Here is a 19,300-nt window from a genome sequence, read left to right as displayed (position 1 = left end):
TATTCGAACGCATGGAAGCCGGGACTATTCCCCCGGGAGCAGGAAGCCGTCGAGGACGAGCCCTCGGATGCGCGGATCGAGCTCCGCCCACAGCTGCGCGAACGGCACCTCGAAGAGGTCCGCGAGGGCGGGGGCGATCTGCAGCACCTGGAGCTCGCCGTCGCACGCGCCGACGAAGCCGGCAAGCGCGGGGTCCACCGCGACGGTGCGCGCGAACCCGCCGCCCTGACGCAGCTCGATCACGCTCGGGTCGTCGTTACCGGGGAGAAGGTGGCGCGCCTCGGTGACGTCCGGAGCCACGACGAGGGTGTCGGGCAGCCCTGCGGCGAGCGCATCGTGGGCCGCGAGCCCGAGGCCGAGCGCCGCGCCCACGTTCGCCACGGGCTGCGTCACCCGCTCCGATCGCCGCAGCGGCTCCCCCCGCCCGCGGCGGAGCAGCACATAGCCGAAGCCGATCGCGGTCACGCCGCGCGCCGCGAAGTCGTCGAGCCACGCGGTCAGCAGCGGAGTGAAGGCGGCATCGCGCGGCGTGATGCCGCCGTCCCTGATCCACAGCTCGGCATAGGCGAGAGGGGACAGCTCTTCCCGCTCCACGACCCACAGGTCGAGGTCGGCGGGCACCCACGCGTCCAGCCGCGCGAGGCCGGTGATGCCCGTCCGCGACTCCCAGTTGCCCAGCAGCTGCGCGATGCCGCCCGGGGTGAGGTGCGCCGGTGCCGTGCGCACGAACTGCTCGACCAGTGCGTCGCCGACCAGACCGCCGTCGCGATACTCGTAGGCGGGCACCCCCGCCGTGCGCGGGGTGATCACGAACGGCGGGTTCGAGACGATGAGGTCGAACGCCTCCCCGGCGACCGGCTCGAACATGCTCCCGTGACGGAACTCGATGTTCGTGACCCCGTTCAGTTGCGCGTTCAGCGCGGCGTAGGCGAGGGCGCGGCGGGAGACGTCGGTGGCCACGACCCGGCCGGCGCGTCGTGCCACGAGGAGCGCCTGGATGCCGCAGCCCGTGCCGAGGTCGAGGGCACGATCCACCGCGAGCGGGACGACCGTCTCAGCGAGCGTGCGGGAGGCGCCGCCCACACCGAGGACGTGGTCGGCGGGCAGCGGGCCGTCGAGGGCGACCTCGTCCAGGTCGCTGGCGATCCACCATTCCCCGACTCCGTCCTCGTCGACGAACGACTGCGGGCGCAGCAGCGCGCTCGGCGTCACGGTGTCGGCGTCGGTCGTCGCCAGCCCCAGAGCCTCCAGCCCGTCCACGCCGAGCGTCGGCAGTGCGCGCTCCACGGCCGCGCGCGGCTGGGGAAGGCCGAGCACCAGGAGGCGTCCGAGGGTCGCGAGGACCCCCTCATCCTCGGCGATCGCCCGAAGGATGGGCTCGCGCAGACCACGGGCGAGTGCATCATCCGCCTCCTCGCCCCAGAGACGTCGCAGCGGCTCGGATCGGAGATCGGCGGCATCGAGATCCGCGGCGAACGCAGCGCTGCGGAGCGGGTCGGGGCGGGGGGCGGGGGTGTCGGACACGGCCGTCACTCTACGCGTCTTCAGGGTTCTCCTCCGTCCGGCCTCCTAGAATCACAGGGTCAGTACTCACGATCCGCCTCTCCCCGGCGTTCGAGGAAGACCTTCATGACCGCGATCACTCCCCCGACGGGCCTCCGCGCGCGTGCGCGCCGGCTCGCGGCGTTCGTGGTGGCCGCCGGCGTCTGCGCGGTGGGTGTCGCCGGTCCCGCGATGGCGGCCGACCAGCCCGCCGCGGACGACGACCACCGTGTCGAACTGCACGTCACGGCGGGTCTACGCGGCACCGTCGCGCCGGGCACGTCGACGTCGGCCGTGGTCACGATCGAGAACGAGACCGAGGCGGAGCTCTCCGCGGGTCGCGTCGAGATCGAGCTCGGGAGCACGCCACTGACCGACGACGATGCCGTGACCGAATGGCTGGACGAGGGACAGGCCGCCGGTTCCTTCCTCTCCCTCGGCGAAGAGGCCACCAAGCCGGCGGAGGCGGGCGGATCCGCCACCACCACCGTGTTCGTGCCGAAGGAGACGCTGAAGCCGTTGAAACCGGGGGTGTACCCGCTGCGGGCCGCCCTGAGCGATGCCGGTACGGAGGACGCCGAGGGGGAGCGCACCACCACCTGGGACACCAGCGCGACGAGCGTCCTCGTGGTCAGCTCCAGCCCGACCAGTCCGGTCGGCGTCCTCGTGCCCATCACCGCCACCCCGGCCGGCGGTGCCCTCCTGAGCGCTGACGAGCTCACGGAGCTGACCGCCCCGGACGGCGACCTCACCGCGCAGCTCGACGGCGTCGCCGGGACGACGGCTGTGCTCGCGGTCGATCCCGCCATCCTCACCTCGATCCGCGCACTGGGCACCGCGGCTCCCTCCACGGCGAGCGACTGGCTGCAGAGGCTCGACGAACTCCCCAACGCCCGCTTCGCCCTGCAGTTCGGCGATGCCGACCTCACGGTGCAGGCGCAGGCCGGTCTGCCCGAGGCGCTGGCGCCGCTGCCGCTGACCTCGCTGCTCGATCCCGCGGCCTTCCCGCAGCAGCGCGCCGTGACACCGACGAACACCCCCGCCGCCACCGCCGACCCCTCGGCGACGCCGACCGACGGGCCCGCGCTTCCCACCGACGACGAGCTCACGGAGATCGACGGCGCGGTCCCGGGAATCGTCTGGCCGGAGAGCGACCTCACGCAGGCTGACCTCGCGTCGTTCACCGGCTACCTGGGGGGCACCGCCACGACGGTCGTGTCGTCCGAGACGGTCGGCGGTCAGAGTGCGGCTCATGCGACGGCGGGCGGACAGGACCTGCTCGTCACCGACGCGGCCACGTCGGCGGCCCTCTCCGCAGCGGCGACCGAATCCGCCTCGGCTCCCCGCCAGGGGCTGCTGGCAGAGGCGGCAGCCCGGCTCTTCCTCGCCGGTGCCCGGGCGCCTGGCGCTCCGCTCCTCATCGGCCTGGAGCGCGACGAGAGTCGTCCCGCAGAGGCCCTTCGTGACGCGATCTCCACCGCGGATTCCATCGGCTTCGAGCTCTCGGCGGTGCGGGCGGCCCCTGCCGTCGCGGTGACACTGCCGGAGACGGCCGCGGCGACCCGGGCGTCCGACCTCACGAACCTCCTCGCCGATGAGCGCTCCCTCACCGCTTTCGCGACCGTCCTCAGTGACCCGCTCGTGCTGCTGAGCCCGGAGCGGATCCGGATCCTGCGCACCATCGCGGTCGGTTCCTCCGCGGAAGCCTTCACCGAGAAGGTCGCGGCCCATCGCGCGCGCACCACCGAGACGCTCGGCGCCGTCAGCATCCCCGACTCCAGCACCATCCAGCTCCTCACGGCCAACGCCGACCTCCCCATCGCCGTGCGCAACGACCTCCCGTGGCCGGTGACGGTGCGGTTGTACGCGTCCCCCACTGATCCGCGCCTCGAAGTGACACCCGTGATCGACGTCGCCGTACAGGCGAGTTCGACCACGAGGGCGAAGGTGCCGGTGTCGGCCCGGGTCGGCAGCGGCGAGCTCGACCTGCGCCTCAGCCTGACCAGCCCGACCGGAGTGCCGATCCAGTCGGAGCAGACCATCCGGGTCGCGGTGCGCGCGGAATGGGAGACCATCGGTCTCATCGTCTTCGGCGGCCTCGCCGTGCTCCTCATCGCCCTCGGGGTGGTGCGCACGGTGCGCCGGAAGCGTCGGGAGGCCATCGAGGAGCAGGCCGTGGAGGCCGCCGTCGAGGAACTGATCGAGGAGAAGGAAGCGGAAGCCGCGGTGCAGGAGCGCCCCGACGGCCCGGATGCCCCTCCCACGAAGGAGTCGCGTGACTAGTCTCGGGCGCGCCAGCGCCATCATCGGCGCGGGCACCCTGGTCTCCCGCGTGACCGGGCTGCTGCGCAGCATCGTCCTCGTGGCGGTGATCGGCTCGTTCAAGTCGGGCCCGGCCGACGCCTTCGCCGCGGCGAACACGCTCCCGAACAGCGTCTTCTCCCTCATCTCCGTCGGCATCCTCACCGCGGTGATCGTGCCGCAGATCGTCAAGGCCACCGCCGACGCCGACGGGGGCAACGCGTTCATCTCGAAGCTCTTCACCCTCGGGACGGTCGTGCTCGTCGCCGTCACGGCTCTCGCCACGATCGCAGCGCCCTGGCTCGTGCAGATCGTGGCAGGCGGGCTCTCCTCGACGACCCAGGCGCTCGCCACCGCACTCGCCTACTGGTGTCTCCCGCAGATCCTCTTCTACGGTCTGTACGCGCTGTTGGGTGAGGCTCTGAACGCGCGGCGCATCTTCGGTCCGTTCACCTGGGCGCCGGTCGTCAACAACATCGTCTCGATCATCGGATTCCTGATCCTGGGATGGGCGTTCTCGCCGGTGTCCCGCGACTCCGCCGACTGGACGCCGGAGATGATCGCCCTGCTCGGCGGCACGGCGACCCTCGGCATCGCCGTGCAGGCGCTCGTCCTGCTGCTTTTCTGGCGTCGGACGGGCCTCTCGCTCCGCCCCGATTTCCAGTGGCGGGGCGTCGGCCTCGGCAACGTGGGAAAGCTCGCGGGATGGACCTTCCTGATGGCGTTCGCCTCACTGTCCGCCGGCGTGCTGCAGGGCAACATCGTCAGCAACGCCTCGGAGTCGGGCGCCTCGCTCGCCGTGACCACGAACGCCTGGCTCATCTTCATGCTCCCCTACTCGGTCATCGTGCTGTCGATCGGGACCCCGTACTTCACGCAGATCAGCGAGCACGCCGCCGCCGGGCGGCACGACGAGGTCCGCGGAGACATCTCGCGCAGCATCCGCACGCTGCTGTTCTTCATCGTCGCCGCCGTCGCCGCGGTGGCCGCCGCGGCGATCCCCGCCTCCCGTGTCTTCACCGAGAGTCCTTCCGACGCCGAGGGGGCGGCCGTCGTCCTCCTCTGCTACCTGGTCAGCCTGATCCCGCTCACGATCCTGTTCATCGTGCAGCGCACGTTCTACGCGTACGACGACACGCGCACGCCCTTCTGGTTCACGATCTTCCAGTGCGCGCTGATCGTCGTGACCGCGCTGGGAGCCGTCGCCCTGCTGTCGGCGGAGGTCATCGACCTCACGCACCTGGCCGCCGCCGTGGCTCTGGGGCAGTCCATCGCCAGCACGCTGCAGACGATCGTCGCCACCTGGCTGCTGCATCGCAAGATCGGCGGCATCGGAATCCTGTCCTGGCTGCGTGCTCTCGCGCTGTTCGCGGTCGCCGCGATCCCGGCGGGGCTCGCCGGATGGGGAACGTTCCTCCTGATCGGGGGGACGACCGGATGGGCCACGTCCGGAGTCATCCCCGGCGCCCTGGCGACCGCCGTCGTCGGCCTCGTCGTCGTGATCGTCTACGTCGCGATCCTCGCGGTCTTCCGCGCCCCGGAGCTGAAGGCCGCCGGCGGGCTCGTCCGCCGCTTCCTGCCCGGCCGCTGACGCGGGAATGCCCCGCGGTTACCATGGGTTGAAGCAGTCGGACGTCTTTCGACGGCACCGCCTTTCTAACGGAGATCACATGCGTCAGGTCATCATCATCGGCTCCGGCCCCGCCGGATTCACGGCTGCCATCTACGCGGCGCGCGCGAACCTGGAGCCGCTCCTCATCGCGAGCTCCGTCGAGGTCGGCGGCGAGCTCATGAACACGACCGAGGTGGAGAACTACCCCGGCTTCCCGGAGGGCATCCAGGGCCCTGAGCTCATGGCGAAGTTCCAGGAGCAGGCCGAGAAGTTCGGCACCGAGGTGCTCTACGACGACGTCACGGAGCTCGATGTCGCCGGTCCCGTCAAGAAGGTCACCCTCGGTTCGGGTGCCACCCACGAGGCCAAGACGATCATCTACGCGACCGGTTCCGCCTACCGCAAGCTCGGCATCGAGGGCGAGGAGCGCCTCTCCGGTTTCGGCGTCTCCTGGTGCGCCACCTGCGACGGCTTCTTCTTCCGTCAGAAGACCATCGCGGTCGTCGGCGGCGGCGACTCGGCGATGGAGGAGGCCACCTTCCTCACGCGTTTCGCGGACAAGGTGTACGTCATCCACCGCAAGGACTCCCTCCGCGCCTCGAAGATCATGCAGGAGCGCGCCTTCGCGAACGAGAAGATCGAGTTCGTGTGGAACAGCGAGGTCGTCGAGATCCTGGGCGACACCGCCGTCTCCGGCGTGCAGCTGCGTTCCACGGAGGACGGGTCGCTGCGCGACCTCCCTCTCGACGGCCTGTTCATCGCGATCGGCAACGACCCGCGCACGCACCTCGTGCACGAGAAGCTCGAGCTCACGCCCGAAGGGACGATCTGGGTCGACGGACGCTCCTCGCGGACGTCGGTCCCCGGTGTCTTCGCCGCCGGTGACGTGATCGACCCCACCTACCGCCAGGCCATCACCGCCGCCGGGACGGGCACGATCGCGGCTCTCGACGCCGAGCACTTCCTCGCCGACCTCGAGGACGCGTCCGTCGAGGTCCCCGCGGCCGAGGCCGCCGAGGTCATCACGGCCTGACCAGGGCCGGGAACACTTTCCCCCCGCCCGTTGTTGCAACAGGCGAACCTCGAACAAGGAGAACTCTGATGAGTGCAAAGGCAACGAGCCAGGCGACCTGGGAGCAGGACGTGCTGCAGGCCGATGGTCCCGTGCTGGTGGACTTCTGGGCCGAGTGGTGCGGTCCGTGTCGTATGGTCGCGCCGGTGCTGGACGAGATCCAGTCCGACAACCCCGACAAGATCACCATCCTCAAGCTCAACGTGGACGAGAACCCGGAGCTGGCCATGAAGTACCAGATCACGTCGATCCCGGCGATGAAGGTCTTCCAGGGCGGAGAGGTCAAGACGACGATCATCGGCGCCAAGCCGAAGTTCGCTCTCGAGCAGGATCTCGCCGCTTTCCTCGGCTGATCCCCACGACCACGAGAAGGGCCGCGCCTCCGGGCGCGGCCCTTCTCGCATGCTCGGCCAGCCTAGGGTGATCAGCGCTTGTCGTACACGTCCACCGGCTCGAGCCCGCGTGCTGCCCGCGCCCTGTCGACGATCTCCTGGATGACAGCAGTCTTCGCTGCGTTGTAGGAGGAGTTCCCCTCCTCCGCCGCCCGCGCTGCGTCGTGCTTGACGCGTTCGTATCGCTCCGCATCGTCCGGGTGCGCGCACAACCAGTCCCGCAGCAGGCGCTGAGGCGCGGCATCCCATTCGGCTGCCGTGAAGAAGTGTGCGATGGCGAGGCGCTCCCCGGCCGCCTCCATGATCATCACCGGATGACTGCGGATTCCGCTGCCGGTGCGCCATCCCACCGCCTCCAACGCGGACCGGTACGCGTCGAACTCCCCTCGCGTCTGCACGCGCACCGCGAGGTCGACGATCGGTTTCGCGCTCATCCCGGGAATGGCCGTCGAACCGATGTGCTCGACGATCCAGCCGTCCTCCCCCGCAGCGCGGATCGAGGCCGCGAACTCCTCGAATCGCTGCGGCCACGACGGGTCGTAGGGAACGAGGAGCATCGGTCGTCAGGAGGCGTCGGCGATGCGGGGGTCCCAGCGACGATGGCGCTGCTTCTCGTCCAGGAGTCCCCAGACGGCCGGCGTGAGCTCCGGGTACTCCAGGGCGATCTGGCGCAGCACGCGGTAATGCCGCGCGGCGTTGGGACGTACCCCGTCGTTGGCGGCGATGTTGTCGGCGCGCAGCAGGTAGACGACGAGTTCGTCGACACTGGGCAGCTCCTCCATGAACTCCCAGGGGTCCTCACCGCCGAGCAGGCGCTCCTGGACGAGGACGGCGAGTTCGTCCGAGGCCTCGGCGCGCAGCACTTCCAGGCTGGCGCGACGGGGGACGGACTCGGTCATCCCTCCAGCCTACGCGCGTGCGCGACGGGGTCGGCGCTCCACCTTCGCATCCTCGCTCATGTCCTCGAGCTCGCGGCCCTTGGTCTCCGGCACCTTGAAGAACACGAAGAAGAACGACAGCAGCGCGAAGAACGCGTAGAAGCCGTACGCGAAGGTGAGGCCGATCTCGGCGAACGCCGGGAACGTCGTCGAGATGAAGAAGTTCGCCACCCACTGCGCCGCGGCGGCCACGGCCAGGGCACCGGCACGGATCGAGTTCGGGAAGATCTCGCCCAGGAGGACCCACACGAGCGGTCCCCAGCTCGCACCGAAGAACACCACGAAGCCGTTGGCGCAGACGAGGGCGACGGTGGCCCAGGGGTCGGGAAGCGTCGCGGTGCCCGAGGCGTCCAGCGTGCCGAACGAGAAGGCGAGCGCCATGAGTCCCAGGGTCACCGTCATGCCGACGGAGCCGACGAGCAGCATGATCCGGCGTCCGATCCGGTCGACGAGCAGGATCGCGACGATCGTGACGACGATGTTGGTCACAGAGGTGATGACGGAGGTCAGGAGAGCGCTGGACTCGTCGAATCCGACCGACTGCCACAGCGTCGTGGAGTAGTAGAAGATCACGTTGATGCCGACGAACTGCTGGAACACCGACAGCAGGATGCCGACCCAGACGATCGGCTTGAGGCCCAGACGGCTGCCTCGCAGGTCTCGCAGCGACTCGGAGCGCTCCGTGTCGATCGTGCCCGTGATCTCCTTGATCTTCGCCTCGGTATCGATCGTCCCGGTCACGGTCTGGAGCACTTCCGCGGCACGCTTCACTTCGCCCTTGCGCACCAGGTAGCGCGGGGATTCCGGCAGCCGGAGCGACATCAACCCGTAGACGAGCGCGGGGATGGCCGCGACCATGAACATCCATCGCCACGCGGTCAGGCCCCACAGCGGCTGGTCGGCCTCCCCCGCGATGCCGGCGAGGAGGGCGTCCGACAGCAGGGCGGCGAAGATGCCGAGGACGATGGCGAGCTGCTGCAGCGATCCCAGACGACCGCGGATCGCGGCGGGAGACACCTCCGCGATATAGGCGGGGGCGATCACCGAAGCCGCGCCGACGCCGAGTCCGCCGATCACACGCCAGACGATGAGGTCGACGACGCTGAACGCGAGTCCGGAGCCGATCGCCGAGACGAAGAACATCGCCGCGGCGACAACCATCACCGGGATGCGTCCGAACTTGTTCGACACCGGGCCGGCGAACCAGGCGCCGACCGCACAGCCGATCAGGGCGGAGGAGACAGCGAAGCCCTTGAGACCCGTGCCGAGGTCGAACCCTGAGACATCTCCCGCCAGGGCGTCGACAGCACCGTTGATCACCGCGGTGTCGAATCCGAAGAGGAATCCGCCCAGAGCCGCCGCAATACTGACGGCGATCACGCGACGCTTGATACTCGCTGGATCAGCTGGTCTGGACATGACATCCCCCTCGCATCGACAAGATGACGCGAGTCTATGTCACCCCCGACCGGGGGCGGGGTCAGCGCGCGGAGCCGTATCCTTCTTCGCCGAGCTCCTCGAGAATGCGGTTCAGGTCCTGGATCGATGCGAAATCGATCGTGACCTGGCCTTTCCGAGCTCCCAGTGCGATCCGGACGCGGGTGTTGAGCCGGTCCCCCAGCTTGCCGGCGACCTCATCCAGGTACGCCCGCCGTGCCCCGGGCGTGGGCTTGGGAGTCTTCCCTGCGGAGGGCTGCGACTTGGCCGCCTCTTCCGTGGCACGGACGGAGAGGTCCTCGTTGACGACCTTGTCCGCCAGGCGCTGCATGGCCTCCGGCGAGTCCACGCTCAGGATCGCGCGCGCGTGTCCGGCGGTCAGGACACCAGCGGCCACCCGCTGCTGCACGGGGACAGGAAGCTTGAGCAGGCGGATGGTGTTGCTGATCTGCGGACGGGAACGACCGATGCGCGTCGCGAGCTCCTCCTGCGTGATGCCGAAATCGTCAAGGAGCTGCTGGTAGGCCGATGCCTCTTCCAACGGGTTCAGCTCCGAGCGGTGGAGGTTCTCCAGGAGCGCGTCCCGCAGCAGGTCCTCATCGGCGGTATCCCGGACGATGGCCGGGATCGACTCGAGTCCGGCCTCGCGGGCAGCCCGCGTGCGCCGCTCCCCCATGATGAGTTCGTACTCGCCGTCGCTGTTCTTCCGGACCACCACCGGCTGCAGCACGCCGAACTCGCGGACGCTGTGCACGAGCTCCGCGAGGTCCTCCGGGTTGAAGTGCGTGCGCGGCTGGCGGGGGTTGGGGACGATCGCCTGCGGGTCGACCTGGATCAGGTGGATCCCGGGCACCGCCTCGAGCTCAGCCTCGGGTGCCGCGTCGGCGTTCGCGGAGGGAGCCTCGGGTGCCGGAGCGATCTTCGCGCCCGGGAAGAACACGTCGACAGGACGTTCGGCCTGGTCCGCCGTCGGGATGAGGGCGCCGATGCCGCGGCCGAGTCCAGTGCGCTTCGCCATTATTTCTCCTTGCTCTGCGTCTGTCGCGACGCGATCTCGACGGCGGCCTCACGGTAGGCGATCGCTCCGGCGGACTGACCGTCGTAGGCGATGACCGTCTGGCCGAAACTGGGGGCTTCCGATACGCGTACGGACCGCGGAATCACGGTGTCCAACACCTGTGACGGGAAGTGCGAGCGCACTTCCTCCGCAACCTGCTGCGCCAGACGCGTCCGCCCGTCGAACATCGTCAGGAGGATCGTCGAGAGATGGAGGCTCGGATTGAGGTGCTTCTGGATCATCTGGATGCTGCCGAGCAGCTGGCTCAGGCCTTCCAGGGCGTAGTACTCGCACTGGATCGGGATGAAGACCTCGTTCGCCGCGGTGAACGCGTTGATCGTGAGGAGTCCGAGCGATGGAGGGCAATCGATGATGACGAAGTCGACAGGGTTGTCGACGAGGTAGTCCTCCAGAGCGCGGCGAAGTCGGTGCTCCCGGGCGACCTGTGCGACGAGTTCGATCTCGGCACCCGCAAGGTGGATGGTGCTCGGCGCACAGAAGAGATTGGGGCTCTCCGGGCTGGGCTGCACGATCTCCGCGAGCGGGAACTCGTCGATGAGGACGTCATAGACGCTCGGTGTGTCGGCATTGTGTGGCACCCCGAGCGCCGTGGAGGCGTTCCCCTGAGGGTCCAGGTCGACGACGAGCACCTTCGCACCCAGACCAGCCAATGCCGAAGCGATGTTGACGGCGCTCGTGGTCTTACCCACGCCACCCTTCTGGTTCGACACCGTCAGGATTCGCGTGTCTCCCCCGAACTCCACGGTGACTGCTTCGAGCGCGCGGCGACGAACGGAGAGATCCGCGATTTCTCGCGCGAGGGGGGTGTCCATCCCGAACGATTCGTTCGACGATGCCTTCTCGGACTGTTTCACGTGAAACATCCACTCCTTTCGGGGCCGCGTTCCACTCTAATCGCAGCGACCGACGTCGGATCACAGGCACGACCGGGCGGCAGAGATGCTTCCCGTCCGCGCACTTCCGCATACACGCGGACAGTCAGCTCCGGTGAGGTTCGTTTCACGTGAAACGACGCCTTCAGCACGGCCCGCTGAACGCGGCTTTCGTCACCGGTGGCTTCGCGCAACTCCATCGACGAAAGGCGAAGGGACGCCCCCAGCGCTGACACCGGGGTCCCCTGCTGAGACGGATGTCTGAATCACGCGACTGGGGTCCCTACCGCTCCACCGGAGCGTGCTCGCGAGCCGACCTCGTGCCCCTCCTCGATGAGAGCGCCTGGCGGTCTGGCGTAGCTTCTTCGCGTCGTCCGGTTCGACGCCACATTTCTCGAGGCCCAGTCCCGCGCTCGCAAACCTCCGCCTCCCCACCTCACTCGGGTACCTTGTCGCAGCTTCCCACGCGGGGTGCCTGCCGCGGTCAGGCGAACTCGCGACCGCATCCTTCTGGATAACCCCTGCCTACACCCGCGAGCCACCGCCCTGCCGGGCACCTCCCCCGCAGAGCACGCGGATCCTTCACGCGTGCACCCTCCGCCGGGAGGACGGCCGCGTCGCGCGGCACCGATCCGATCCGCTCGCGCCCCGTGCTCCGTATGACAGCGCAACAGGCGCGTCGCGTTGTTCTGGCCCCTCCATGACCTGCCTGCCCGCACAACTCGCGGAGCATTACACCGCTGCCTCCTCCAGCGTCCGAGCCGGCAGGTGGACGAAGGATCGCGCCGCATGGGGGCACCGACCCCAATGTGGCCCGTCCCTTCGCCCTTTGCGACGGCTCGTCTCCCGTGAATCCGCCGCCCGATCGCGGTCTGTTTCACGTGAAACACAACCCCTCCTGACCTGTTCACATCCGTTCACCATCTCGGGCACGCACAGCAGCACGTGTTCCCAGCCGCTGCTCGGGTCGCCCCACGACGACGGAGCACACCTGGGAGCAGTTCTGGCGCGGAAGGATTTCCCTTCACGGCGATGCCCATCGAACGACGTGGCGTCGCCCATCCACGCACACCACTCGGCATGCGTGCCCGAAGTGTGTGGAACGACCGTCGCTCAAGAGCCATCTGCGTCACGCGAGCGGTAGCCCCGCGGTGGCGGCCTGGCACGTTCACACCCGACTCTCGCGCAAACGCCCACTCCCCTTCCTCTCCACACCGTCCATAGCGAGGATCAGAGCTCGCCGCAGCAGGTCCACCGCGGACCGCTATAGAGAGGAGGCATTGCGGCACGTCTGCCACAGCGGCGCCCGGTCACACCGTTGCCCACTCCTCCGCGGGAAGGCCGATCACCGGGCCCCTCCCACTCATCGAGGGACGCCGTTGAGCATCAAGGCCAGTCCGGTTGTCCGGGGTCATTCCCCGGACGAAACACGAGCGAGGCATGAGCGCCTCTGCCGCAGCGGTCAAAAGCTCCAAAGCCCAGTCCCGCGTCAAGGCACTCACCGGCCCCCTCCACACATGGACACACACCATCCAGTACCAGGCCTGCACCGGTTACACCCCGTCTCCCCCGACGACACTCGAGACCAGGCACGAGGGATCCGATAGCGCCGCAGAAAGGTTCAGAGGCCACTCCTCCGAAGAAGGCCACTCACCGGGTGCCTTTACACGTCGACACACCATCGAACGCCAGGGCCCGGCCTGGTTGCCCCGAGTCGTCATTGACCAGGCACGGGACAAAGTATCGCGCCGCCTCCCCGCCGCAGAACCCGGCGACACCATCACACTTTCCCACGAGAATGCCGCCCGCCGGCTCCAGTCCAGGCTTCGAGGCATACCCCGAACGTCACTGACAGGACTGGTGGCACCATGTCCGTCTCAGACGGCAGAGGAAACGAGGCACCGAGGCACCCCCTGCGGTAGCGTCGCCGAGCGGATGACCTTCTTGCCTGTCGACACCCCCGCGGGGGACCTCCACTGCCGCAGCGACCTGCAGGAGCCAGCGGTACGACCCAGTCGACTCTGACGAGGGCTCCCCCCGACGACCGATGACACGTTCGCCCCGTGCCGCGCTCACCGTCACCACACTCTGCGCACGCGCTGAGGATCGGTGCCCCTCAGCGCAAGGACGGGCACTCGGGCACCGTGGAAGCCACCCCGAGAGACCGACTGTTTCACGTGAAACAGTCATTCAAGATCGCTGCGACTGAGGGATACCTCCCCCACTTCCGAATGCGCCATGGCAAACGGTCGGAGATGGTCAGCGGACGAGGTACGCCGCGTGCGATAACTCGTCGAAGCGAATCGCGCGACGTTTCACGTGAAACGGAGGTGTGTCTGATGCGACCACATCGACCACATCGACCACATCGACCACATCGACCACATCGACCACATCGACCACATCGACCACGATCCCACCTCCTGCGTCTGCCTCACGGGAGGTTCCGCGATCCGGAGCTCACCACGCGGCACCGTGAAGACAGGACCCCTCCGCCCGCTGACCCACCAGCACGGGCAGGTATCAGTGTCGAGCAGAAGGGCACTCAACGAGCAGTGCGTCCGATGACCTCGCAGGAAGACATCACTTTTGACCTACGGACCGCTCGGGGGCAGCGCCCCACGCTCCTTGGCTCGATCGGCGGATGCCCCACCGGTCTCCACACGCGCTTTCCATAAAGACTCGGAGACGTTGATGAGTACGCCCGCCCACAGTTCCGATGCCAAGGAGTTGTGTGGCGGCGCCCACCGATTCCCTCTCCGAGGCCGGCCTCCGGAGTCGTGGTACTCGCCCCTGACCGCCTCAGCGAAGATGGTACCGCGATGGATGAACCTCTACGCCCCCGAACCCAGCGCTCCCGACAACCGTGTCAGACAGAGGTCGGTCACCGTTTCCGGTTCACCGTAACTGGAGCAACCAGACACCGACGTCGCCGATGCATCCAGTGAACGCGATTCCCGACTCAGCGCCTTCGGAGCCGAGAGTAGCGTCCTACCGCACTGCTCCGAGACTCGTTGTTGTTTCACGTGAAACATGGCCTGTCCGGGCGGACCCCATCCGTGAGCGGGCACAACCTCTTCGGATCAGTCGATCAAGGGGTATTGCCCGCTAAAGAAGGACACTCTGACGGCAGTGTTTCACGTGAAACGACAAGGTCCTCAGCGCACGTGGGCACGGACGACCCGGGTCGTCTCGGGAAGCAGTCCCTCGCCCAGAACCTCGACGCGAACGTCGGAGAGTGTGAACTTCGCGATCTGCTTCCGCGCCGCCTCGATCTCGTTCGCGGCGTTCATGCCCTTCAAGAGGGTGAGTTCACCACCATCGCGCACCAGCGGAGCCGTCAGTGGAATCAAGGTACGCAGCGCGCTCACCGCGCGAGCCGTGACGACGTCGAAGGCACCCTTCGCACGGACGTCCTCCGCACGCGCCCGGAGGATGGTGACGTTCGAGAGCTCGAGATCGTTCACCTGCTCCGTCAACCAGTTGATCCGACGCTCCATCGGCTCGACCAGTGTCCACGACACATCGGGGCGGGCGATGGCGAGCACCAGACCGGGCAGTCCGGCCCCAGACCCGATGTCCGCCACGGAGCCATGGAAGAGCGGTGCGGCGATCGCGCTGTTCAGGATGTGACGGGTCCACAGGCGGGGCAGTTCGAGCGGCCCGATCAGACCCCGCTCCTCCCCCTCACGGGCGAGGGAGTCCGTGAACCGCCGAGCGATCTCCAGGCGGTCTCCGAAAAGATCGGCAGCGACAGCCGGCTCCTGCTCGACGGTCTTCTCGCCGGAATCGTTCGTCTCAGACACCCGCCCGTACTCGCCTTCGGTACGTCAGTGACGACGCAGGACCGTGTGACGGTCCGCGCCCTCGCCGTACGACTCGGAGACGAGCCCTCGCTCGGCAGCGATGTCGTGGACCAGCTTGCGCTCGTAGCTCGACATCGCCGGCAGCGACGCCTGCGACGAGCCCTCATCGAGCTTGGCGGCCGCCGCCTCGACCAGGGTCACGAGCTGCCGGCGGCGCGTGTCGCGGGATCCTCCGATGTCGAGGATGAGACGCGAGAACGAGCCAGTCTTGTTCTGCACGGCGAGACGCGTGAGCTCCTGCAGCGCCTGCACCGTGTCCGGAGCGGAGAGCAGCGCGAGGCCGTCACCCTCGGCCTCGACCGAGACGTAGGCACGCCCCTGCCGGACATCGAGGTTCAGGTCGCCGTCGATGTCGGCGATGTCGAGCAGCTCCTCGAGGTAATCCGCGGCGACATCGCCTTCGTTCTCGAGCTGCGCCACAGTGGGCTCGGTGCTCCCGGTCACGACCTCACTCATGACGCGTTCCCCTTCTTCTTCGCGCGCTTCTTCCCTACCGGCTGCTGTCGCTTCGGTGCCTCGGCCTTCGCCTTCTCGGCCTGCTCCAGCAGACGCTGCTGCTCTGCCTCGTACACCGACATCGGCACGACCTTGCCCGAGGAATCGATGGCCTTGCCCTTACGCGCCAGACGCTCTTCGCGCGCCTTCGCCGCCTCCGAGCCCGGGGTGGGCATCTCACGGATGACGAGGAACTGCTGGCCCATGGTCCAGAGGTTCGAGATGAACCAGTACACGACGACACCGAGCGGGAAGAAGACACCGGAGAAGATGAAGCCCAGCGGCAGCACGTAGAGCATGATCTTCTGCATCTGGTACGCCTGGCCGGTCTTGGCCTCCGGCGAGAGGTTCTTCGAGATGATCTGCAGCTGGGTGAAGAACTGCGACGCGATCATCAGGACGACCAGGGTGACGAGGATGATGATCGCCGTGACGTTCTGCGCATCGATGGCGTTGCCCAGCGTCTCGTGCAGCGAAGCGACGCCGAAGAGCTTCGCGTCGTAGAACTCCTTCGTGAGCTCCGGGCTCAGCAGGCCGACGCCACCCACGTTGTCGCGGGCGTGCTTGCTGACGTCGCTCAGCACGCTGTAGAGCGAGAAGAAGATCGGCATCTGCACGAGCAGCGGCAGACAGCTCGACATCGGCGTCGTGCCGTGCTTCTTGTACAGCGCCATCGTCTCGCGGCTCATCGCCTCACGAGAGAGCTGATCCTTCTTGCCGCGGTACTTCTCCTGAACTTTCCGCAGTTCAGGAGCGATTTCCATCATCTTGCGCTGGCTCTTGATCTGCTTCACGAACAGCGGGATGAGCGCTGCACGGACCACGATCACGAGGCCGACGATCGAGAGGACCCAGGTGATGCCCGAGGCCGCAGGAAGACCGACGGCGGTTAGCAGCCAATGCCAGGCGACGAGGATGAGCTCGACGACCCACTTCAGCGGCCACAGGATCGTGCCGAGCAGGTCGAATCCGCCGGATGCCGGCTCCGGGCTGGGGGTGGCACTGGCGAACAGAAGGTCAAGACCCACCGATCAGTCCTTTCGGGAGGGGACGACGAAACCGTGTGCGGTCAGGTCGTAGCGGAAGTGTCGGTGCGGTGTGACGTCGTCGACGCCTCCGCGAGACCAGGGATTGCAGCGGAGGATGCGCCACGCCGAGAGCAGAGCCCCCCGCACGGCGCCGTGCTGCTGCACCGCACCTACAGCGTAGGCGGAACAGGAGGGGTAGTACGCACACACGTCCCCGTACATCGGCGAGACCACCCTGCGGTACCCCGCCAGGAAGGCGAGCACGACGTTGCGTGGCAGGAGCGGGATGCTGCGAAGCACGTCGCGCCCGTGCATCTCCCCCGTCCCCACCGACGAGGCCGGCAACGCGGTCATGAGGCGGCCTCGGCCGGTGCGAGCCGCGCCAGGCAACGATGCACATCGCTGCGAAGCTCCGCGTAGGAGGCGGTCGCGGACGCAGGAAGGGCACGGATGACGACATCCGTGCCCTGAGGAACACGCGGGAGCGCCTCCGCACAGACGGCTTTGAGTCGCCGACGGACGGTGTTGCGCACCACGGCCGTGCCCACCTGCTTGCTGATGATGAAACCGAACCGCGCGGCCCTGCTCTCGCCCGTCGCCAGCATGGAGGTGAGGACGCGGGCCCCGCCACAACGCGATCCGCGTCGAACGACCAGTCGGTAGTCGCTCCCGCGGGTCAAACGGAACGGGCGGGCGAGCACAGCTGCTTACGCGGAGAGCTCGGTACGGCCCTTCGCGCGGCGTGCCGAGAGGATGGCACGGCCGGCGCGGGTACGCATGCGGGCACGGAAGCCGTGCTTCTTGGCGCGACGACGGTTGTTGGGCTGGAAGGTGCGCTTGCTCATGAGATCACTCCGGGAATGCTGTCACCGGATTCACTTCGACCGGAGACATAGGGAACTGCCAAACAGGCATAAGTCAACCGACTAAGGGTACGTCTTGGCGGCGGACAGGGCAAATCTGCGACCTGTACCGCTTGTCATCCCATGCGTACCGCACAGCCATTATCCACAAGCCGGACGCATCCGCCACATCCAACACGCCCGCGTCTTTTCAAGGGCAGGTTGCCGTTCCGAGCCGGTGTGACTACCGTGGCATCCGAAGTTATCCACAGGGGAGCGGCACGTCGACCCCGACCCGATCCGTCGTCCGGAGCACCATGTCCTCACCAGCCCAGCCCGAAGTCCCGATCTGGACCACGGTGCAGGAGCTGCTGGAAGCCGACGATCGGGTCACGCCGCAGCTCCAGGGCTTCCTGAGCCTCGCGGTGCCGGCCGGGGTGATGTCGGCGACCCTGTACCTCGAGGTGCCGAACGACCTCACCGCAGCCCAGATCAACAAGCGCCTCCGCCTGCCCATCATGGAGGCCCTCGCTCACGTCGGCGAAGAGGTCACGTCCTACCGGGTGGTCGTGAACCACGAACTCGCGGACCAGCCCACGGCCCCCATCGCGGTCGCCGACTTCGGTCGCCAGGAGCCGGTGCGCGCCGAGTCGCCGATGGAGCAGCCGACGGCGCTGCGCCACGAGTCCCGCCTCAACCCGAAGTACACCTTCGACAACTTCGTGATCGGCCAGTCCAACCGGTTCGCCCACGCGGCCGCCGTGGCCGTGGCCGAAGCTCCGGCCAAGGCCTACAACCCGCTCTTCATCTACGGCGACTCCGGACTGGGCAAGACACACCTCCTCCACGCCATCGGTGACTACGCGCAGTCCCTCTATGCCGGGGTGAAGGTGCGGTACGTGTCCAGCGAGGAGTTCACGAACGACTTCATCAACTCCATCGCCAACAACCGCGGCGCCGCGTTCCAAGCGCGGTACCGCGACGTGGACATCCTCCTCATCGACGACATCCAGTTCCTCCAGGGACGGGCGGAGACGCAGGAGGCGTTCTTCCACACGTTCAACACGCTGCACGACCACAACAAGCAGGTCGTCATCACCAGCGATGTCGCACCGAAGCACCTGACCGGCTTCGAGGACCGCATGCGCAGCCGGTTCGAGTGGGGCCTCATCACCGACGTGCAGGCGCCCGACCTCGAGACCCGTATCGCCATCCTGCGGAAGAAGGCGCAGAGCGAGGCCCTCCACATCCCGGACGAGGTGCTCGAGTACATCGCCACGGTCGTGTCCTCGAACATCCGCGAGCTGGAGGGTGCACTCATCCGCGTCTCCGCGTTCGCGAGCCTGAACCGCTCTGCCCTCGACATCTCCCTGGCTCAGACCGTGCTGCGGGACATCATCGACACGGCCGAGGACAACATCATCTCGCCGACCGACATCATCACCGCGACCGCGCAGTACTTCAAGCTCACCGTCGACGACCTCTACGGCTCCAGCCGTTCGCAGCAGATCGCCACCGCACGGCAGATCGCCATGTACCTCTGCCGTGAGCGCACCAGCCTCTCCCTCCCGAAGATCGGTCAGCTCTTCGGCAACCGGGACCACACGACGGTCATGTACGCCTACAAGAAGATCAGCGAACTCATGAAGGAGCGTCGCTCGATCTACAACCAGGTGACCGAGATCACCACACAGCTCGGTCGTCGCTGACGAGCTGCACCCACGAGAGGGACGCCGCATCCGACACCGGACGGCGTCCCTCTCGGCGTTTCGGCGACATGTTCCCGCCGGATAGATGCGTCTATGCACATGTGGATAACTTGTGG

The 19,300-nt window shown here is 67.7% G+C and carries 18 protein-coding genes; 5 read left to right on the top strand and 13 right to left on the bottom strand.

The annotated features are described in order from the left end of the window. Positions 1-24 precede the first annotated feature (24 nt). On the bottom strand, positions 25-1,533 hold the full coding sequence (locus tag AB0N68_RS06265) for a DUF7059 domain-containing protein (RefSeq protein WP_292796826.1): 1,509 nt from the start codon (positions 1,531-1,533) through the stop codon (positions 25-27). A gap of 96 nt (positions 1,534-1,629) precedes the next feature. On the opposite strand from AB0N68_RS06265, the gene AB0N68_RS06260 reads away from it, so the two are divergent. The 4 genes from AB0N68_RS06260 (at position 1,630) to trxA (ending at position 6,880) form a co-directional block, all read left to right on the top strand. Further along, the gene (locus tag AB0N68_RS06260) at positions 1,630-3,825 is read left to right on the top strand and encodes a DUF6049 family protein (RefSeq protein WP_292796829.1); all 2,196 of its coding nucleotides are present in this window, start codon (positions 1,630-1,632) and stop codon (positions 3,823-3,825) included. Further along, positions 3,818-5,434, top strand: a complete 1,617-nt coding sequence (gene murJ / locus AB0N68_RS06255; RefSeq protein ID WP_280567634.1) for a murein biosynthesis integral membrane protein MurJ — start codon at positions 3,818-3,820, stop codon at positions 5,432-5,434. Before AB0N68_RS06260 ends, murJ begins: the two co-directional genes overlap by 8 nt. Positions 5,435-5,513: 79 nt before the next feature. After that, positions 5,514-6,488, top strand: coding sequence for a thioredoxin-disulfide reductase (gene trxB, locus AB0N68_RS06250; RefSeq protein WP_280567630.1), 975 nt, complete (start codon positions 5,514-5,516; stop codon positions 6,486-6,488). Between the two features lie 68 nt (positions 6,489-6,556). Next, the gene (gene trxA, locus AB0N68_RS06245; RefSeq protein ID WP_025102859.1) at positions 6,557-6,880 is read left to right on the top strand and encodes a thioredoxin; all 324 of its coding nucleotides are present in this window, start codon (positions 6,557-6,559) and stop codon (positions 6,878-6,880) included. Between the two features lie 71 nt (positions 6,881-6,951). Here trxA and AB0N68_RS06240 read toward each other — a convergent pair whose 3' ends face one another. The 12 genes from AB0N68_RS06240 to rpmH form a co-directional block, all read right to left on the bottom strand. Beyond that, entirely contained in the window at positions 6,952-7,476 is a 525-nt protein-coding gene (locus AB0N68_RS06240) for a GrpB family protein (RefSeq protein ID WP_280567628.1), read from the bottom strand. Between the two features lie 6 nt (positions 7,477-7,482). Further along, on the bottom strand, positions 7,483-7,818 hold the full coding sequence (locus AB0N68_RS06235; protein WP_025102860.1) for a hypothetical protein: 336 nt from the start codon (positions 7,816-7,818) through the stop codon (positions 7,483-7,485). A 9-nt stretch (positions 7,819-7,827) separates the two neighbouring features. After that, positions 7,828-9,276 (bottom strand): sugar porter family MFS transporter, encoded by a 1,449-nt coding sequence (locus AB0N68_RS06230; RefSeq protein ID WP_187662780.1) that lies wholly within the window; start codon positions 9,274-9,276, stop codon positions 7,828-7,830. Between the two features lie 61 nt (positions 9,277-9,337). Further along, a complete protein-coding gene (locus tag AB0N68_RS06225) occupies positions 9,338-10,312 on the bottom strand; it encodes a ParB/RepB/Spo0J family partition protein (protein ID WP_187662781.1) in 975 nt (324 codons plus the stop codon). Continuing rightward, positions 10,312-11,235, bottom strand: a complete 924-nt coding sequence (locus tag AB0N68_RS06220) for a ParA family protein (RefSeq protein ID WP_280567624.1) — start codon at positions 11,233-11,235, stop codon at positions 10,312-10,314. The genes AB0N68_RS06225 and AB0N68_RS06220 overlap by 1 nt, the downstream gene beginning before the upstream one ends. A gap of 2,268 nt (positions 11,236-13,503) precedes the next feature. After that, positions 13,504-13,656: a hypothetical protein gene (locus tag AB0N68_RS06215; protein ID WP_363332337.1), complete on the bottom strand. Its 153-nt coding sequence runs from the start codon at positions 13,654-13,656 to the stop codon at positions 13,504-13,506. 746 nt (positions 13,657-14,402) lie between these two features. After that, the gene (gene rsmG, locus AB0N68_RS06210; RefSeq protein WP_280567620.1) at positions 14,403-15,050 is read right to left on the bottom strand and encodes a 16S rRNA (guanine(527)-N(7))-methyltransferase RsmG; all 648 of its coding nucleotides are present in this window, start codon (positions 15,048-15,050) and stop codon (positions 14,403-14,405) included. A gap of 24 nt (positions 15,051-15,074) precedes the next feature. After that, positions 15,075-15,566, bottom strand: coding sequence for a Jag family protein (locus AB0N68_RS06205; RefSeq protein WP_187662783.1), 492 nt, complete (start codon positions 15,564-15,566; stop codon positions 15,075-15,077). Further along, a complete protein-coding gene (yidC, locus tag AB0N68_RS06200) occupies positions 15,563-16,633 on the bottom strand; it encodes a membrane protein insertase YidC (RefSeq protein WP_187662784.1) in 1,071 nt (356 codons plus the stop codon). The genes AB0N68_RS06205 and yidC overlap by 4 nt, the downstream gene beginning before the upstream one ends. Positions 16,634-16,636: 3 nt before the next feature. Next, positions 16,637-16,987 (bottom strand): membrane protein insertion efficiency factor YidD, encoded by a 351-nt coding sequence (yidD, locus tag AB0N68_RS06195; protein ID WP_259954822.1) that lies wholly within the window; start codon positions 16,985-16,987, stop codon positions 16,637-16,639. Beyond that, positions 16,984-17,334 carry a ribonuclease P protein component gene (gene rnpA, locus AB0N68_RS06190; RefSeq protein ID WP_187662786.1) on the bottom strand — a complete coding sequence of 117 codons (351 nt, stop codon included), beginning with the start codon at positions 17,332-17,334 and terminating at the stop codon, positions 16,984-16,986. The genes yidD and rnpA overlap by 4 nt, the downstream gene beginning before the upstream one ends. 6 nt (positions 17,335-17,340) lie before the next feature. Beyond that, the gene (gene rpmH, locus AB0N68_RS06185; RefSeq protein ID WP_022879826.1) at positions 17,341-17,478 is read right to left on the bottom strand and encodes a 50S ribosomal protein L34; all 138 of its coding nucleotides are present in this window, start codon (positions 17,476-17,478) and stop codon (positions 17,341-17,343) included. A gap of 314 nt (positions 17,479-17,792) precedes the next feature. Between rpmH and dnaA the strand changes: the two genes are divergently transcribed. Beyond that, complete coding sequence (gene dnaA / locus AB0N68_RS06180) at positions 17,793-19,184, top strand: chromosomal replication initiator protein DnaA (RefSeq protein WP_187662787.1); 1,392 nt, start codon at positions 17,793-17,795, stop codon at positions 19,182-19,184. Positions 19,185-19,300: the final 116 nt, after the last annotated feature.

Source organism: Microbacterium meiriae (assembly GCF_040685015.1).
GTDB lineage: Bacteria > Actinomycetota > Actinomycetes > Actinomycetales > Microbacteriaceae > Microbacterium > Microbacterium meiriae.
This window is presented reverse-complemented; position numbering and strand designations above follow the sequence as displayed.

Coding starts and splice junctions, on each gene's coding strand:
- AB0N68_RS06260 (WP_292796829.1), top strand. CDS start 1,630: ATGACCGCGATCACTCCCCCGACGGGCCTCCGCGCGCGTGCGCGCCGG.
- trxB (WP_280567630.1), top strand. CDS start 5,514: ATGCGTCAGGTCATCATCATCGGCTCCGGCCCCGCCGGATTCACGGCT.
- trxA (WP_025102859.1), top strand. CDS start 6,557: ATGAGTGCAAAGGCAACGAGCCAGGCGACCTGGGAGCAGGACGTGCTG.
- AB0N68_RS06240 (WP_280567628.1), bottom strand. CDS start 7,476: ATGCTCCTCGTTCCCTACGACCCGTCGTGGCCGCAGCGATTCGAGGAG.
- AB0N68_RS06235 (WP_025102860.1), bottom strand. CDS start 7,818: ATGACCGAGTCCGTCCCCCGTCGCGCCAGCCTGGAAGTGCTGCGCGCC.
- AB0N68_RS06230 (WP_187662780.1), bottom strand. CDS start 9,276: ATGTCCAGACCAGCTGATCCAGCGAGTATCAAGCGTCGCGTGATCGCC.
- AB0N68_RS06225 (WP_187662781.1), bottom strand. CDS start 10,312: ATGGCGAAGCGCACTGGACTCGGCCGCGGCATCGGCGCCCTCATCCCG.
- AB0N68_RS06220 (WP_280567624.1), bottom strand. CDS start 11,235: ATGTTTCACGTGAAACAGTCCGAGAAGGCATCGTCGAACGAATCGTTC.
- AB0N68_RS06205 (WP_187662783.1), bottom strand. CDS start 15,566: ATGAGTGAGGTCGTGACCGGGAGCACCGAGCCCACTGTGGCGCAGCTC.
- yidD (WP_259954822.1), bottom strand. CDS start 16,987: ATGACCGCGTTGCCGGCCTCGTCGGTGGGGACGGGGGAGATGCACGGG.
- rpmH (WP_022879826.1), bottom strand. CDS start 17,478: ATGAGCAAGCGCACCTTCCAGCCCAACAACCGTCGTCGCGCCAAGAAG.
- dnaA (WP_187662787.1), top strand. CDS start 17,793: ATGTCCTCACCAGCCCAGCCCGAAGTCCCGATCTGGACCACGGTGCAG.